Raw genomic sequence first — 15,703 nt, forward strand, 5'->3', positions numbered from 1 at the left:
ATCCTTGGGGGTGTGACGGCCATAAGCTATTTATTTTCCGATTTTTTATTATTGATCCTTAAAGGAGTGCGGCACATGTCAAAAGGGCATTCGCTACAAGACCCTTACTTGAATACTTTACGTAAAGAGAAAGTGGGGGTTTCCATCTACCTGGTCAACGGTATCAAACTGCAAGGTACGATCGAATCGTTCGACCAGTTCGTTATCCTGCTGAAAAACACCGTCAGCCAAATGGTTTACAAGCACGCTATCTCGACAGTCGTTCCCGTCCGTCCAATCCGTCTGCCTAGCGCGACTGATGGCGAACAGGGTGACGCTGAGCCAGGTAACGCCTGATAGGAGTCTCCTTTGTTCTTTGAGCGCCACGGTGGTGGTGAGCGAGTGATCCTCGTTCACTTGGATGGACAGGACCCTGAGGCGCGCGAAGATCCGCAGGAGTTTCAGGAGTTGGCTAATTCGGCCGGCGCCGAGACCGTTGCGTTTTTTAACGTGCCGCGTCATCGGCCAACCGCCAAATACCTGATTGGCAGCGGCAAGGTCGAGGAACTGCGCGACCTGGTCCATGCCGAACAGGCCGATCTGGTGATCTTCAATCACATCCTCACGCCCAGTCAGGAACGTAACCTCGAACGTGTTTTCGAGTGTCGCGTGATCGACCGTACCGGCCTGATTCTCGATATTTTCGCCCAACGCGCGCGTACCCATGAGGGCAAGCTCCAGGTTGAACTGGCCCAGCTTGACCACATGAGCACCCGGCTGGTGCGCGGCTGGACTCACCTTGAGCGTCAGGGTGGCGGTATCGGCATGCGTGGCCCGGGCGAGACCCAGCTGGAAACCGACCGGCGACTGTTGCGGGTTCGCCTGCGTCAGATCAAGGGCCGGCTGGAAAAAGTCCGCAGCCAGCGCGAACAATCGCGACGTGGCCGCAGCCGTGCGGATATCCCGACCGTTTCCCTGGTGGGTTACACCAACGCCGGCAAGTCCACGCTGTTCAACAACTTGACCAAGTCGGACGTGTACGCGGCCGACCAACTGTTCGCGACCCTCGACCCGACCCTGCGTCGCCTGGAACTGGCCGACCTGGGGCCGATCGTGCTGGCCGACACCGTGGGCTTCATTCGGCACTTGCCGCACAAGCTGGTCGAGGCGTTTCGGTCTACGCTCGAAGAGTCGAGCAACTCCGACCTGCTGTTGCACGTGATCGATGCGGCCGAGCCGGATCGCATGTTGCAGATTGAACAGGTGATGGTGGTGCTGGGCGAGATTGGTGCCCAGGACTTGCCCATCCTCGAGGTCTATAACAAACTCGATTTGCTTGAAGGCGTTGAGCCACAAATTCAGCGCGACGAGGACGGCAAGCCCCAGCGGGTCTGGCTGTCGGCGCGTGATGGCCGGGGCCTGGACTTGCTCGAGCAAGCGATTGCCGAGTTGCTCGGCAACGATTTGTTCGTCGGCACCTTGCGCTTGCCTCAGCGTTTTGCTCGACTGCGTGCACAGTTTTTCGAGCTGGGCGCGGTACAGAAAGAAGAACACGATGAAGATGGCGTCAGCTTGCTGGCCGTTCGATTGCCGCGCTCGGAGCTGAATCGGCTGGTCAGTCGCGAAGGCGTTGTACCGACAGAGTTCATCGAGCAACACACTTTGCAATAAAAGCCTGAGAAAGCGGTTGTGCCGCAGTAGCAGGCATTCTGTAGCATTGGTCGGCGCGCCGTGGGTGCGTCTTTGCTTTATCAGATGGAGAGCGCTATGGCTTGGAATGAGCCGGGTGGCAACTCGAATAATCAGGATCCTTGGGGTGGTAAGCGCCGCAATAATGGCGACCGCAAGGGGCCGCCGGATCTCGACGAGGCCTTCCGAAAGCTGCAGGAAAGCCTGAATGGGTTGTTCGGTGGTGGAAAAAAACGCGGTGGTGACGATGGCGGTCGCACAAGCAAGGGCGGCGGCTATGGCCTGCTGGGCCTTGGGCTTGTCGTGCTCGCGGCCGTGTGGCTGTACAGCGCGGTCTACGTGGTGGACGAGCAGGAGCAAGCCGTGGTGCTGCGCTTCGGCAAATACTACGAGACTGTCGGCCCGGGCCTGAACATCTACTTCCCGCCGATCGACAAGAAGTACATGGAGAACGTCACGCGTGAGCGTGCCTACACCAAGCAGGGCCAGATGCTGACCGAAGACGAGAACATCGTCGAAGTGCCGCTGACCGTGCAGTACAAGATCAGCAACCTGCAGGACTTCGTGCTGAACGTCGATCAACCTGAGATCAGTCTGCAACAGGCGACTGAGAGCGCCCTGCGCCATGTGGTGGGTTCCACCGCGATGGATCAGGTGCTCACCGAGGGTCGTGAATTGATGGCCAGCGAGATCAAGGAGCGCCTGCAACGGTTCCTCGACACCTATCGCACCGGTATCACCGTCACCCAGGTCAACATACAGAGCGCAGCGGCACCGCGTGAAGTGCAGGAAGCCTTCGATGACGTGATCCGCGCCCGTGAAGACGAGCAGCGTTCGCGCAACCAGGCTGAAACCTACGCCAACGGCGTCGTGCCGGAAGCCCGTGGTCAGGCCCAGCGCATCCTTGAAGATGCCAACGGTTACCGCGATGAAGTGGTCTCCCGCGCCAAGGGTGAGGCGGATCGCTTTACCAAGCTGGTCGCCGAGTACCGCAAGGCACCGGAAGTCACGCGTGAGCGTCTGTACCTGGACACCATGCAGGAAGTCTTCAGCAACACCAGCAAGGTTCTCGTGACCGGCGGCAAGGGTGGGCAGAACAACCTGCTGTACCTGCCGTTGGACAAGATGATCGAAGGTGGACGTAGTGGCGCCAGCGCACCGGCCACCGGTTCGAATGCCGCTGCCAACGAAGCGAGCGCCCGTGCGGCTGCTGACTTGCTGCAACAGCAAACACGTACCAGGGAGAGTCGTTGATGAACAATAAATCGCTGACCGCCCTGATTGTGGGCGTCGTCGTGGTCATCGCTGCCTGGAACTGCTTCTACATCGTCGCTCAGACCGAGCGTGCGGTGCTGCTGCAATTCGGTCGCGTGGTCCAGGCAGACGTCCAGCCGGGCCTGCATGTGAAAGTCCCCTACGTCAACCAGGTGCGCAAGTTCGACGCGCGCCTGATGACCCTGGATGCACCGACACAGCGTTTCCTGACCCTGGAAAAGAAAGCCGTGATGGTTGACGCCTACGCCAAGTGGCGCGTCAAGGATGCCGAGCGCTTCTACACCGCGACCTCCGGTCTCAAGCAGATTGCCGACGAGCGTTTGTCGCGTCGTCTGGAATCGGGCCTGCGTGACCAGTTCGGTAAACGCACCCTGCACGAGGTGGTGTCCGGTGAGCGTGATGCGCTGATGGCGGATATCACCCGTTCGCTGAATACAATGGCGGAAAAAGAGCTGGGGATCGAAGTTGTCGATGTCCGGGTCAAGGCCATCGATCTGCCGAAGGAAGTGAACCGCAGCGTGTTCGAGCGCATGAGTACCGAGCGTGAGCGTGAAGCGCGTGAGCACCGCGCCAAAGGTAACGAACTGGCCGAGGGTATCCGTGCGGATGCCGACCGTCAGCGTCGCGTACTGCTGGCCGAGGCCTATCGCGAGTCTGAAGAGGCGCGTGGTGACGGTGATGCGCAAGCCGCGTCGATCTACGCCAAAGCCTACGGCCAGGACCAGGAGTTCTACGCGTTCTACCGTAGCCTGCGTGCCTACCGTGAAAGCTTTGCGAACAAAACCGACGTCATGGTGCTGGACCCGAGCAGCGACTTCTTCCGCTACCTGGAAAAGTCCAAGTAACTCATTGTTCACTCCCGTCGGGCGGCTAAAACGCCTGGCGGGGTGATCCTTTGAGAAAACGGGTGTATGATGCGGCAGCCGGGAAATTCCCGGCTTTTTTGCGTCTGCATGTTTGATTCGGCAGACGCGACAGGTTTTTCGAGGAAAGTGCCCGACGAGGCCGTTTGCAGGCCGTTCGTCACGTCGCTCTTGCGCGTGGTTTATGCCGGGGGCGGGCATTTTCTGCTTCACTCAAGGCTCGGCCGAGGGCTGGCCGCCCGGATCATAGGGGAATGGCGTAATGGCAACGGTAGACCGCTGGCTGCTGCCAGATGGCATCGAAGAAGTACTGCCACCAGAAGCTGCGCGCATTGAAGTAGCGCGTCGCCAGGTGTTGGATCTGTTCCAGAGCTGGGGTTACGAGTTTGTCGTGACCCCGCATATCGAGTACCTGGAATCCCTGCTGACCGGCGCGGGCCAGGACCTCGATCTGCGCACGTTCAAGGTCATTGACCCGCAATCGGGCCGGCAAATGGGGTTCCGTGCCGACATCACGCCGCAAGTGGCGCGCATTGATGCACACACCCTGCGTCGCGAAGGCCCGAGCCGCCTGTGCTATGCCGGCAGTGTGCTGCATGCAAAGCCGCGGGCGTTGTCGTCGTCGCGCAGCCCGATTCAGTTGGGCGCCGAGTTGTATGGCGATGCCAGCCCGAGCAGCGACGTGGAAGTCATCAGCCTGATGCTGGCCATGCTGCAACTGGCTGACGTGCCGGATGTCCACATGGATCTGGGCCACGTCGGTATCTACCGTGGCCTGGCGCGTGCGGCCGGTTTGTCCGGTGAAGTGGAGCAACAGTTGTTCGATGCCCTGCAGCGCAAGGCAATCGATGAAGTCGTCGCCTTGACCGAAGGCGTGCCGGCCGAACTGGCTGACATGCTGCGTGCGCTGGTGAACCTGTGCGGCGGCCGCGAAGTCCTGGACGCTGCCCGTGAGCGCCTGGCCAATGCGCCGGCGCCAGTATTGGCGGCACTGGATGACGTGCTGGCGATTGCCGCGCAGTTGTCGGCGAGGTTCCCGCAACTGCCGCTGTATTTCGACCTGGGCGAGTTGCGCGGCTACCACTACCACACCGGTGTGGTGTTCGCTGTGTTTGTGCCGGGTGTTGGCCAGGCCATCGCCCAGGGCGGTCGTTATGACGATATCGGCGCCGACTTCGGTCGTGCGCGTCCGGCCACCGGCTTTTCCACCGATTTGAAAACCCTGGTGACCCTGGGGCGTGCTGAGGTCGAGCTGCCGTCTGGTGGCATCTGGATGCCCGACAGTACGGACGCAGCACTCTGGCAGCAGGTTTGTCAGTTGCGCGGTGAGGGTCAGCGTGTCGTCCAGGCGTTGCCTGGGCAGCCATTGGCCGCCGCCCGTGAAGCGGACTGCGACCGGCAATTGATTCTGCAGAACGGGCTTTGGCAAGTATCGCCACTGGCTTCTTGAGTTTTCCTGCCGGCCATCGCCGGCACCAAGTTTGCGCGAATGAGGACAAGTGTTATGGGTAAGAATGTCGTAGTCCTGGGCACCCAATGGGGTGATGAGGGCAAAGGCAAGATCGTTGATCTGCTGACCGAACATGCTGCCGCCGTAGTGCGCTACCAAGGTGGCCACAACGCTGGCCACACCCTGGTCATCGATGGCGAAAAAACCGTCTTGCACCTGATCCCGTCGGGCGTCCTGCGCGAAGGCGTGCAGTGCCTGATCGGCAACGGCGTGGTGGTTGCACCCGACGCCCTGATGCGGGAAATCACCAAGCTGGAAGAGAAAGGCGTACCGGTGCGCGAGCGCCTGCGTATCAGCCCGGCCTGCCCGCTGATCCTGTCCTTCCACGTCGCGCTGGACCAGGCCCGTGAAAAGGCCCGTGGCGAGCTGAAGATCGGTACTACCGGTCGCGGTATCGGCCCAGCCTACGAAGACAAGGTTGCGCGTCGTGGCCTGCGTGTTGGCGACCTGCTCAACATGCCGCGCTTTGAAGACAAACTGCGTGAACTGGTGGATTACCACAACTTCATGCTGGTGGGTTACTACAAAGAGCCAGCCATCGAATTCGACAAGACCCTGGCCGAATGCAAGGAATACGCTGAGCTGCTCAAGCCGCTGATGCTGGACGTGACGGCCGAGCTGCACGACCTGCGTCGCGCTGGCAAAGACATCATGTTCGAGGGCGCCCAAGGTTCGTTGCTGGACATCGACCACGGTACCTACCCCTACGTGACCAGCTCTAACACCACCGCTGGCGGCGTCGCTACCGGTTCGGGTGTTGGCCCGATGTTCCTGGACTACATCCTGGGCATCACCAAGGCTTACACCACGCGGGTCGGTTCGGGTCCATTCCCGACTGAACTGTTCGACGAAGTGGGCGCGCACCTGGCTAAACAAGGTCACGAGTTTGGCGCGACTACTGGCCGTGCTCGTCGTTGTGGCTGGTTCGATGCCGTTATCCTGCGTCGCGCTATCGATGTGAACAGCATCTCGGGTATCTGCCTGACCAAGCTGGACGTGCTCGACGGTCTGGAAACCATCAACATCTGTGTCGGCTACAAAGATGCAGAAGGTAAGGTCGTTGCCCCGACTGACGCAGACAGCTACGTGGGTCTGCAGCCGGTGTACGAAGAAGTACCGGGCTGGGTCGAATCGACCGTGGGTGCCAAGACCCTGGAAGAGCTGCCCGCCAACGCTCGTGCGTACATCAAGCGCGTTGAAGAGCTGATCGGCGCACCGATCGACATTATTTCGACGGGCCCGGACCGCAACGAGACCATCGTTCTGCGTCACCCGTTCGCTTAATAAGCTGTTGATGTAAAACGCAAAGGGCTCCTCAGGGAGCCCTTTGTCGTTTAAGTTCGCCAAGCGGCACGACCCTTGCTGTGTTTCCTTCTTTCGCGGTGCTATCAAATTAATGGCACCCGTGGTGGAGGGATTCCCGATGTCTGCCGTTCTCTCATTGTTACAAAGTCGTCTGTTGCGGCCGGTGTTCGTTACCCTAGGTATCGCTCTTTTGGTGCAAGTGCTGGTGGCGGTCGCTCTTACTCGGAGCACAGTCACGGCGCTGGAAGCTGATTTGGGCAATCGCCTCGGGGTCGACAGTCAGAAACTGTCCGGCGAATTGGCCCAGGCCGGCAAGGAAGTCACATCCAGCCTGGACAGTTTGTCCAGCAGTACCCGTCAGCGTCTGACCGTCGGGCTTTCCACGCGCCTGCAGGAAGAGCAGAAGCAACTGCGTGCGACCCTGGAAAAAGACCTGCAAGACTCCGCTAACGACATGGCGCAACTGCTGGCCTCCGTGGCGCCTCGCGCCATGTGGGACAACGATGTGCCGACGCTGTCGGAGTTCGCCCGACGGGCCCAGCGCAATCCCAACGTGTTGTTCGTGGTCTACGACGACGCCGCCGGTGAGCATCTGACCCGCTATCTGAACCGGGAAAACCCGATCAACCAGGCGCTGCTGGAAAAGGGCAAGGGCGACCGCGCCCTGGATAAAGTGCTGGACGCCGCCAAGGCGGACCCTTCTGTGTACTACGTCGAAGCGTCCATCAGCCCCAACGGCGTCGAGATCGGCAAGGTTCGCATGGGGGTCTCGACCGCGTCGGTGGAAGCCAACCTGCAGGCGCTGGATAAGCGCTTTGCGACACTGATCGCCAGCGGCGATCAGTTGGTGGGCGATAGCCTCAAAGGTGCGGCGGCCGATAGCGCGGCCGCCATGGGCGCAAGGCTGCAGTCGGCGCAGGCGACCGCTACCCAGATGACCGCCAACACCACCAATGCCGTGCAGGACGCGGCGGGCACCTTGCGCTGGCGCATCGGCATGGGGCTCGCGGCGGTCGGCTTCGGTGTGCTGCTGTTGATCGCGGTGGTGCTCGGGCGGCGGGTGGTCAATCGCCTGAAACTGTTGATCGCGGCCATGGATGATCTGGCGGCGGGCGAGGGCGACCTGACCAAGCGTGTGCAGATCAACAGCAAAGATGAGATCGGCGACATGGCGTCGGCGGTCAATCGCTTTGTGGATAAGTTGCAGCCCATCGTGCGCGAGGCCGGCGATGTGGCGCAGCGTACCGGTGTGGAAATCGGCGCGATGACCTTGCGCAATGCCGGCGCCGACGCGGCTGCCGGTTTGCAGCGCGACGAAGTGGCCGAGAGCCTGCGCGCGTTGTCGCAGATGGCGGATGAGGCGCAGGCCGAAAGCCATGCGATGCAGGCCGCGCTGCAGCAGGTGGTGGATATACGCCAGGCCACGGATGAAAACTCACGCACTTCGGCTGAAGTCGGCAGCTTGATCGAAGCGCTGGCGGGCCAGGTGCAGGCCGGTTCCAAGGTCATCGAGCGCCTCGCCGCGCAAAGCGAGCAGATCGAAGTGGTATTGACGGTGATCCATGGCATCGCCGAGCAGACCAACCTGCTGGCGCTCAACGCGGCCATCGAAGCGGCGCGTGCCGGTGAGACCGGGCGTGGCTTTGCGGTGGTGGCGGACGAGGTGCGTGCGCTGGCGAGTAAAACCCAAAGCTCCACCGGCGATATCCAGGCACATATCGTGGCGTTGCAGCAGGGCGCGCGCGAGGCGGTCGAAACCATTGGCAAGGCCGGGCGCCAGGCCAACGAAGGCTTGCTGGTGCTGCGCGACAGTGTGCGCTTGCAGCAGACGGTGCAGGCCTCGGTGGAGCAGGTGCATGCGGCGATTGGCCTGGCCACTCGTGCGGCCGAGCATCAGGCCCAGGGCGCGCATGCGGTGCGTGGGCGGGTCGAGGTGATCCATGCCCAGGCCGAGCGTGCCGCACAGGCTGTGGTGGAAACCACGGCCAGCGGCAAGGTGCTGGATGGCTTGGCGGCGCAGTTGAAGGCGAGCCTGGGGCAGTTCCGGGCTTAGTGTGGTCTGTGCCGTCGCTATCGGGAGCAAGCTCCCTCCCACATTCGACTGCATTCCAAAGCTGGAGCCCAGTCAACTGTGGGAGGGGGCTTGCCCCCGATAGCGGTTTCAGCGACTCAGATACATCCGCGTCGTGAGCAAATAAACCGGCAACCCCGACACCAGAATCAACAACGCCGCATACGGCGCCGCCGCCGCGAATTCGATATTCGAGGTATGCGCCCACACCGCCGTCGCCAGGGTATTCAGCCCGGTCGGGCTGAGCAGTAATGTGGCGGTCAATTCCTTCATCGCATCGAGAAATACCAGCGCGAATGCCGCCCCCAAAGCCGGGAAAATAATCGGCAGGGTCACTCGGCAAAAGGCACTGAACGACGACGCACCCAGCGTGCGTGCAGCTTCTTCCAGCTGCGGTGCCGCCTTGTTCAAGGCTGTCCGGATCGGCGCCTGGGCCAGCGGCAGAAACAGCAGCGCATAGGCAATCAGCAGCAGTGCCGACGTCTGGTACAGCGCCGGCACGTAGTGCAAGGCGAAGTACACCAGCGTCAGCGCAATCACCAGGCCGGGCAGGGCGTGCAGCAAGTACGGCAGGCGCTCGGCCCAGAGCGCCAGCGGGCCTTTGTAGCGCACCACCAGCAACCCCACCGGCACCGCGAGTACCAGGCACAGCGCCGCGCCGCCCAGCGACAGCGCCAGGGAGGACAGCAGCGCCTCACCAATCTCGGCCACCGGGAACGCGGCCGACGAGCCCACCGCCAGCCAATAGCCGAGCATCCCCAGCGGAATGCCGCTGCCGATGATCGCCAGCGCCAGGCAATACAGCTGCCCCAATGGCGCCCACTTGCCCAGTCGGACCTGTTCCGCATGCCGCGCCGCGCCCTGGCCGATCCGCACATGTCGGCCCTTGCCGCGCACGCGCAGTTCCAGCCACAGCAGTGTCAGGCACATTGCCAGCAACACCGCCGACAGCATCGCTGCATTGGCGTTGCTGAATTCCAGTTCGAATTGCTGATAGATCGCTGTAGTAAAGGTCTGCAGGCCGATGATCGACAGCGCGCCGAATTCCACCAGCATATGCAGCGCGATCAACAATGCCCCGGCCAACAGCGACGGCCACAGCAAGGGCAGGGTGATGCGCCGGAACACGCCCCAGCGATTCAGCCCCAGGGTGCGCGCGGACTCTTCGAGGGAGGGGTCGAGATTGCGCAGGGTCGCCGCCACCGGCAGAAACACCAGCGGGTATTTCGACAGGGTCATCACCAGGATCGCCCCGCCGAGCCCTTCGAAGTTGGCGCTCAGCGACACCCAGGTGAAGCTGCTGACAAACGCCGGCACCGCAAACGGCAGGCACAGGATCACGCCCCAGAGGCGGCGCCCCGGCAGGTTGCTGCGCTCCAGCAGCCAGGCGAGGGATAGGCCGATCACGCCGCACGCCAGTGTGACCCCGACCATCAGCGCCAGGGTGTTGCGCAGCAGCCCGAACACATACGGGCGCCACAGCAGATGCACGGCCTCCGCCCAGCCCGCTTGCCAGGCCTTGAGCCCGACATACGCCAGCGGCAACAGGCTCAAGCCCACCAGGAGCAGCACAGGCAGCAACAGCCAGATCGACGGGCGCTTGCGTCGCGGGCTGTAGCCCCCGCGCAGGGCGGGAGCGCGGAGCGATGGGTTCATCAGTTCAGGCCAACGTCACGTTCCAGGTCCAGGGCTTCTTGCGCGTTACCCAGGTCGGCGGGGGTGACTTTCGGCGGTTGCAGCTCGCTGAACGGCTTCAGGCCGCGACTGGACTCCATGCCCTTGCGCAGCGGGTATTCGGCCGAGGTGTTGGTGATCACGCGCTGGCCTTCTTCGCTGACCATGAACGCCAGCAGTTGCTGGGCTTCTTGCGGGTGCTTGCTGGATTTCAGAGCGGCAGCGGAAGACACGGTGATCAGGCCGCCGGCATCGCCATTGGTGAAGTAGTGCAGTTGCGAGTCCAGGTTGGTTTTTTCCTTCTTCAGGGCAAACCAGTAGTAGTTGTTCACCAGCACGCTGGCGATTTCGCCGTTTTCCACGGCTTTGAGGGCGACCATATTGTTGCTGTACACCTTGCCGAAGGCGCGCAGGCCGGTCAGCCATTCTTCGGCGGCTTCGCGACCGTGCAGCTTGATGATCGCCACGGCTTGTTCCTGGAACGCGCCGCTGGTGGGCACGAAGCCGACCTTGCCTTGCCATTCGGGGCGGGCGAAATCCAGGACCGACTTGGGCAGGTCTTTCTCGGCGATCAGTTTCGGGTTGAAGGCCACGACGCGGGTGCGTGCGGTCACGCCCATCCAGTCGCCCTGGCTGCCGATGTAATCCTTGGGCAATACATCGAGGGTGCCAGCGTCGATTTTCGCCAGCAGGCCTTGCTCGCCGAGTTTGTTCAACGGCGGCGATTCTTCGGTGTAGATCACATCGGCCGGGGAGCGCGCGCCTTCTTCGACGACCTGGCTGGCCAGCTGGTTGCTGCTGCCTTTGCGCACGTTGACGTGAATGCCGGTCTTGGCTTCGAAGGCTTTGGCGAGTTCATCGCCGACTTCTTTGTGTTGGCCGTTGTACAGGGTCAGGGCAACCTTGTCGGCGCAATAGGCGGTGGGCGAGAGCAGGGTCAGGCCGAGCAGAGTGAGGCTAAGGCCACGCAGAAGGGATGTCTTGAGATGGGTGCCACGGATCATCATCCGGAAGTTTCCTCGCTTGAGTGCAACAAATCGTTGCAAGGATAAACGATAAAGCTTCTCAAGTGCGGATGAAGGAGAAATCCATGGGGCGGTTTTCACACCCCGGAAACGAAAAAACCCGCTTTCGCGGGTTTGATCTGAATTTGGTGCCCAGGAGAAGACTCGAACTTCCACGACCTTGCGATCACCAGCACCTGAAGCTGGCGTGTCTACCAATTTCACCACCTGGGCATTATCAAGCAACGTTGCCGCTGTTGATGGAGCGAACTATACGGAGCGCTTTTTGATCTGTAAACCCCTGATTCGAAAATATAAATCAGTTTTTCGTTAAGAATCAAAGGACTGTAACGCAAAAACCCGCTTTCGCGGGTTTCTGGATAACTCAAGGCTGACCTCGAGTTTTGAATTGGTGCCCAGAAGAAGACTCGAACTTCCACGACCTTGCGGTCACCAGCACCTGAAGCTGGCGTGTCTACCAATTTCACCATCTGGGCAGTATCTTCAACGTTGCTGTCGTCGATGGCGCGCACTATACGGAGTGGCTTTTGAACTGTAAACCCCTGCCATGAAAAAAGCCTGGAAAATTTCGCCAATGGTCGTACAAGGTGCGTGTTGGGGGTCACAAAGTGCTTTAAAACGCTTGTTGACGCCTGAAATTTCCCGTTTCAATACGCGTATGCCAAACTAACCCGCATATAGACAAGGTGAAAACTCTCTAATGGCCGATTGGCAGTCCCTCGATCCCGAGGCCGCTCGTGAAGCGGAAAAATATGAAAACCCTATTCCTAGCCGCGAACTGATCCTGGCGCATCTCGCCGATCGTGGTTCGCCTGCTAGCCGCGAGCAGCTGGTTGAAGAATTCGGTCTGACCACCGAAGACCAGCTCGAAGCCCTGCGCCGCCGTCTGCGTGCCATGGAGCGCGATGCTCAGTTGATCTACACCCGCCGTGGCACCTATGCGCCCGTGGACAAGCTCGACCTGATCCTGGGTCGCATTGCCGGCCACCGTGATGGCTTCGGCTTCCTGATCCCGGATGACGGCAGCGACGACCTGTTCATGAGCCCGGCGCAAATGCGCCTGGTGTTCGATGGCGACCGTGCGCTGGCGCGCGTGTCGGGCCTGGACCGTCGCGGCCGCCGTGAAGGCGTGATCGTCGAAGTGGTGTCCCGTGCCCATGAGTCCATCGTCGGGCGTTACTTCGAAGAAGGCGGCATCGGCTTCGTCATTCCGGACAACCCGAAGGTCCAGCAGGAAGTGCTGGTGACCCCGGGCCGCAATGGCGCGGCCAAGGTCGGTCAGTTCGTGGAGGTGAAAATCACCCACTGGCCGACCCCGCGCTTCCAGCCTCAGGGCGATATCATCGAAGTGGTCGGCAACTACATGGCGCCGGGCATGGAAATCGACGTCGCGCTGCGCACCTACGATATTCCTCACGTCTGGCCCGAAGCCGTGCTCAAGGAAGCCGCCAAGCTCAAGCCGGAAGTCGAAGAGAAGGACAAGGAAAAGCGCATCGACCTGCGCCATCTGCCGTTCGTCACCATCGACGGCGAAGACGCCCGCGACTTCGACGATGCGGTGTATTGCGAAGCCAAGCCTGGCAAGTTGCGCCTGTTCTCCGGCGGCTGGAAGTTGTACGTGGCGATTGCCGACGTCTCCAGCTACGTGAAGATCGGTTCGGCGCTGGATAACGAAGCCCAGGTGCGCGGCAACTCCGTGTATTTCCCTGAGCGCGTGATCCCGATGCTGCCTGAGCAGCTGTCCAACGGCCTGTGCTCGCTGAACCCGAAAGTCGACCGTTTGGCCATGGTGTGCGAGATGACCCTCTCGAAAACCGGCGAAATGACCGACTACCAGTTCTACGAAGCGGTGATCCACTCTCAGGCGCGCCTGACCTACAACAAGGTCAGCACCATCCTGGAAACGCCGAAGACCAGCGAAGCCAAGGCCCTGCGTACCGAATACGCCGGTGTGGTGCCGCATCTCAAGCAGCTGTATGCGCTGTACAAGGTGCTGCTGGGCGCACGTCACGTGCGTGGCGCGATCGATTTTGAAACCCAGGAAACCCGGATCATCTTCGGTTCCGAGCGCAAGATCGCCGAGATCACCCCGACCACCCGCAACGACGCGCACAAGCTGATCGAGGAATGCATGCTGGCGGCCAACGTGGCCACCGCTGAATTCCTGAAGAAGCACGAAATTCCTGCGTTGTACCGGGTACACGACGGCCCGCCGCCGGAGCGTCTGGAAAAACTGCGCGCCTTCCTCGGCGAGCTCGGCCTGTCCCTGCATAAAGGCAAGGACGGCCCGTCGCCGAAGGATTACCAGGCACTGCTGGCCAGCATCAAGGACCGTCCGGATTTCCACCTGATCCAGACCGTGATGCTGCGTTCGCTGAGCCAGGCGGTGTACAGCGCCGACAATCAGGGCCACTTCGGCCTGAATTACGAGGCGTACACCCACTTCACCTCACCGATCCGTCGTTACCCGGACTTGCTCACGCACCGCGCGATCCGCAGCGTGATCCACTCCAAGCAAGACACCCCGCACGTCAAGCGCGCCGGTGCCATGACCATTCCGAAGGCGCGGATCTATCCTTACGACGAAGCGGCCCTGGAACAGCTCGGCGAGCAGTGCTCCATGAGCGAGCGCCGTGCCGACGAAGCCACCCGCGACGTCGTGAACTGGCTCAAGTGCGAGTTCATGAAGGACCGCGTGGGCGAGTCGTTCCCTGGCGTGATCACGGCCGTGACCGGCTTTGGTCTGTTTGTCGAACTGACCGATATCTACGTCGAGGGCCTGGTGCATGTCACCGCCTTGCCGGGTGACTACTACCACTTCGATCCTGTGCATCACCGCCTGGCGGGCGAGCGTACCGGTCGCAGTTTCCGCCTGGGCGACACGGTCGAAGTGCGCGTCATGCGCGTCGACCTGGACGAACGCAAGATCGACTTCGAGATGGCTGAAAAAACCATCGCCGCGCCGATCGGCCGTAAAAAACGTGGCAGCGAAACCGCCGCGCCGGCCACCCAAGGCAAGGGCGCTCCTGCGAAAGCAGCGGTTGCCGAGCCTGCGCCGGCCAAGGCCGGTCGTCGTCCGGCGGCCAAGGACAAGGTTCCCGAGGCCTACCGCCCAAGCGACGCAGCGGCGAAAAACGCCGAACTGCGCAGAAGCCGTGAGTTGAAGCAGCAGTTGCTCAACGAAGCCAAAAGCGGTGGTAAAGCGGCGTCTGGGGGAAAGCCCCACACGGCGGAAAAGCCGTCGAGCAAGCCCAGTAAACACCGTAAAGGCCCGCCAAAAGCGGGTTCGGCCCCCGCGAAAAGCGGCGGGTCGCGTAAACCTAAGGCCAAGTCATGAGTCTGGAAAAAATCTACGGCGTCCACGCCGTAGAAGCACTGCTGCGTCATCACCCTAAACGCGTCAAACAGGTTTGGCTGGCCGAAGGTCGCAGCGAGCCGCGCGTGCAGGCGCTGGTCGAGCTGGCCAACGAAAACCGCGTGGCGATCGGCCAGGCCGAGCGTCGCGAAATGGACGTGTGGGTTGAAGGCGTCCACCAAGGCGTCGTCGCGGATGTCAGCCCGAGCCAGGTATGGGGCGAGGCGATGCTCGACGAGCTGCTCGACCGCACCGAAGGCGCACCGCTGTTGCTGGTGCTGGACGGCGTGACCGACCCGCACAACCTCGGCGCCTGCCTGCGTTCTGCGGATGCTGCCGGTGCGCTGGCGGTGATCGTGCCCAAGGACAAGTCGGCCACGTTGACGCCAGTTGTGCGTAAAGTCGCATGCGGCGCGGCGGAAGTGATTCCGTTGGTGGCCGTGACCAACCTCGCGCGCACCCTGGAGAAACTCCAGCAGCGCGGCCTGTGGGTCGTGGGCACGGCGGGGGAGGCCGAGGTCAGCATTTATGACCAGGACCTCACCGGCCCGACCATCCTGATCATGGGCGCCGAAGGCAAGGGCATGCGTCGCCTGACTCGCGAGCATTGCGATTATCTGGTTCATCTGCCGATGGCTGGCAGCGTCAGCAGTCTCAACGTGTCGGTCGCTACCGGCGTGTGCCTGTTCGAAGCCCAGCGCCAGCGCGGTGCGAAGGCCAAGACCAAGAAGTAATGTCGGGCCTGGCATAGATGCAAAATGTGGGAGGGAGCAAGCCCTCTCCCACTTTTGTTTTGTGGTGCCTGGAAGATTGTTCAAATAATCACCAATTACCTTGCGCCCTTCCTCCCCCTTCTCTACAATTGCGCCCCTTGCCTTCCTGGCAGGCACCGATGTGCCTCCCTGCGGCAAGATCCATAAGTGTCATTCACTCCTTGTCTGACCGTTTTTGAGCGGC

At 61.4% G+C, this 15,703-nt stretch carries 11 protein-coding genes and 2 tRNA genes; 9 read left to right on the plus strand and 4 right to left on the minus strand.

The window, feature by feature from the left end:
* Nucleotides 1-75 precede the first annotated feature (75 nt).
* From hfq to TU80_RS01075, 7 genes are all read left to right on the plus strand, one after another.
* Entirely contained in the window at nucleotides 76-336 is a 261-nt protein-coding gene (hfq, locus tag TU80_RS01045) for an RNA chaperone Hfq (protein WP_017849756.1), read from the plus strand.
* A 12-nt stretch (nucleotides 337-348) separates the two neighbouring features.
* Nucleotides 349-1,650 carry a ribosome rescue GTPase HflX gene (gene hflX, locus TU80_RS01050; RefSeq protein WP_046384903.1) on the plus strand — a complete coding sequence of 434 codons (1,302 nt, stop codon included), beginning with the start codon at nucleotides 349-351 and terminating at the stop codon, nucleotides 1,648-1,650.
* Nucleotides 1,651-1,746: 96 nt separating this feature from the next.
* The gene (gene hflK, locus TU80_RS01055; protein WP_017849754.1) at nucleotides 1,747-2,922 is read left to right on the plus strand and encodes an FtsH protease activity modulator HflK; all 1,176 of its coding nucleotides are present in this window, start codon (nucleotides 1,747-1,749) and stop codon (nucleotides 2,920-2,922) included.
* Nucleotides 2,922-3,788, plus strand: a complete 867-nt coding sequence (gene hflC, locus TU80_RS01060; RefSeq protein WP_046384902.1) for a protease modulator HflC — start codon at nucleotides 2,922-2,924, stop codon at nucleotides 3,786-3,788. Before hflK ends, hflC begins: the two co-directional genes overlap by 1 nt.
* A gap of 280 nt (nucleotides 3,789-4,068) precedes the next feature.
* Nucleotides 4,069-5,256, plus strand: coding sequence for an ATP phosphoribosyltransferase regulatory subunit (locus TU80_RS01065; protein ID WP_017849752.1), 1,188 nt, complete (start codon nucleotides 4,069-4,071; stop codon nucleotides 5,254-5,256).
* 54 nt (nucleotides 5,257-5,310) lie between these two features.
* Nucleotides 5,311-6,600 carry an adenylosuccinate synthase gene (locus tag TU80_RS01070; RefSeq protein ID WP_017849751.1) on the plus strand — a complete coding sequence of 430 codons (1,290 nt, stop codon included), beginning with the start codon at nucleotides 5,311-5,313 and terminating at the stop codon, nucleotides 6,598-6,600.
* Between the two features lie 139 nt (nucleotides 6,601-6,739).
* Nucleotides 6,740-8,674: a methyl-accepting chemotaxis protein gene (locus TU80_RS01075; RefSeq protein ID WP_057003675.1), complete on the plus strand. Its 1,935-nt coding sequence runs from the start codon at nucleotides 6,740-6,742 to the stop codon at nucleotides 8,672-8,674.
* Nucleotides 8,675-8,782: 108 nt separating this feature from the next.
* Here the strand turns inward: TU80_RS01075 and TU80_RS01080 are convergent, their stop codons facing one another.
* The 4 genes from TU80_RS01080 to TU80_RS01095 all read right to left on the minus strand — a co-directional run bounded on the left by TU80_RS01080 (nucleotide 8,783) and on the right by TU80_RS01095 (nucleotide 11,867).
* A complete protein-coding gene (locus TU80_RS01080; RefSeq protein ID WP_057003676.1) occupies nucleotides 8,783-10,348 on the minus strand; it encodes an ABC transporter permease in 1,566 nt (521 codons plus the stop codon).
* Nucleotides 10,348-11,373, minus strand: coding sequence for an extracellular solute-binding protein (locus TU80_RS01085; protein WP_057003677.1), 1,026 nt, complete (start codon nucleotides 11,371-11,373; stop codon nucleotides 10,348-10,350). Before TU80_RS01085 ends, TU80_RS01080 begins: the two co-directional genes overlap by 1 nt.
* Before the next feature lie 144 nt (nucleotides 11,374-11,517).
* Nucleotides 11,518-11,604, minus strand: a tRNA-Leu gene (locus TU80_RS01090).
* 176 nt (nucleotides 11,605-11,780) lie between these two features.
* A tRNA-Leu gene (locus TU80_RS01095) sits at nucleotides 11,781-11,867 on the minus strand.
* 224 nt (nucleotides 11,868-12,091) lie between these two features.
* On the opposite strand from TU80_RS01095, the gene rnr reads away from it, so the two are divergent.
* The gene (gene rnr / locus TU80_RS01100; RefSeq protein WP_017849747.1) at nucleotides 12,092-14,728 is read left to right on the plus strand and encodes a ribonuclease R; all 2,637 of its coding nucleotides are present in this window, start codon (nucleotides 12,092-12,094) and stop codon (nucleotides 14,726-14,728) included.
* Entirely contained in the window at nucleotides 14,725-15,480 is a 756-nt protein-coding gene (gene rlmB, locus TU80_RS01105; RefSeq protein WP_046384896.1) for a 23S rRNA (guanosine(2251)-2'-O)-methyltransferase RlmB, read from the plus strand. Before rnr ends, rlmB begins: the two co-directional genes overlap by 4 nt.
* Nucleotides 15,481-15,703 lie beyond the last annotated feature (223 nt).

It is taken from the genome of Pseudomonas veronii (assembly GCF_001439695.1).
GTDB classification, from domain to species: Bacteria; Pseudomonadota; Gammaproteobacteria; order Pseudomonadales; family Pseudomonadaceae; genus Aquipseudomonas; species Aquipseudomonas veronii.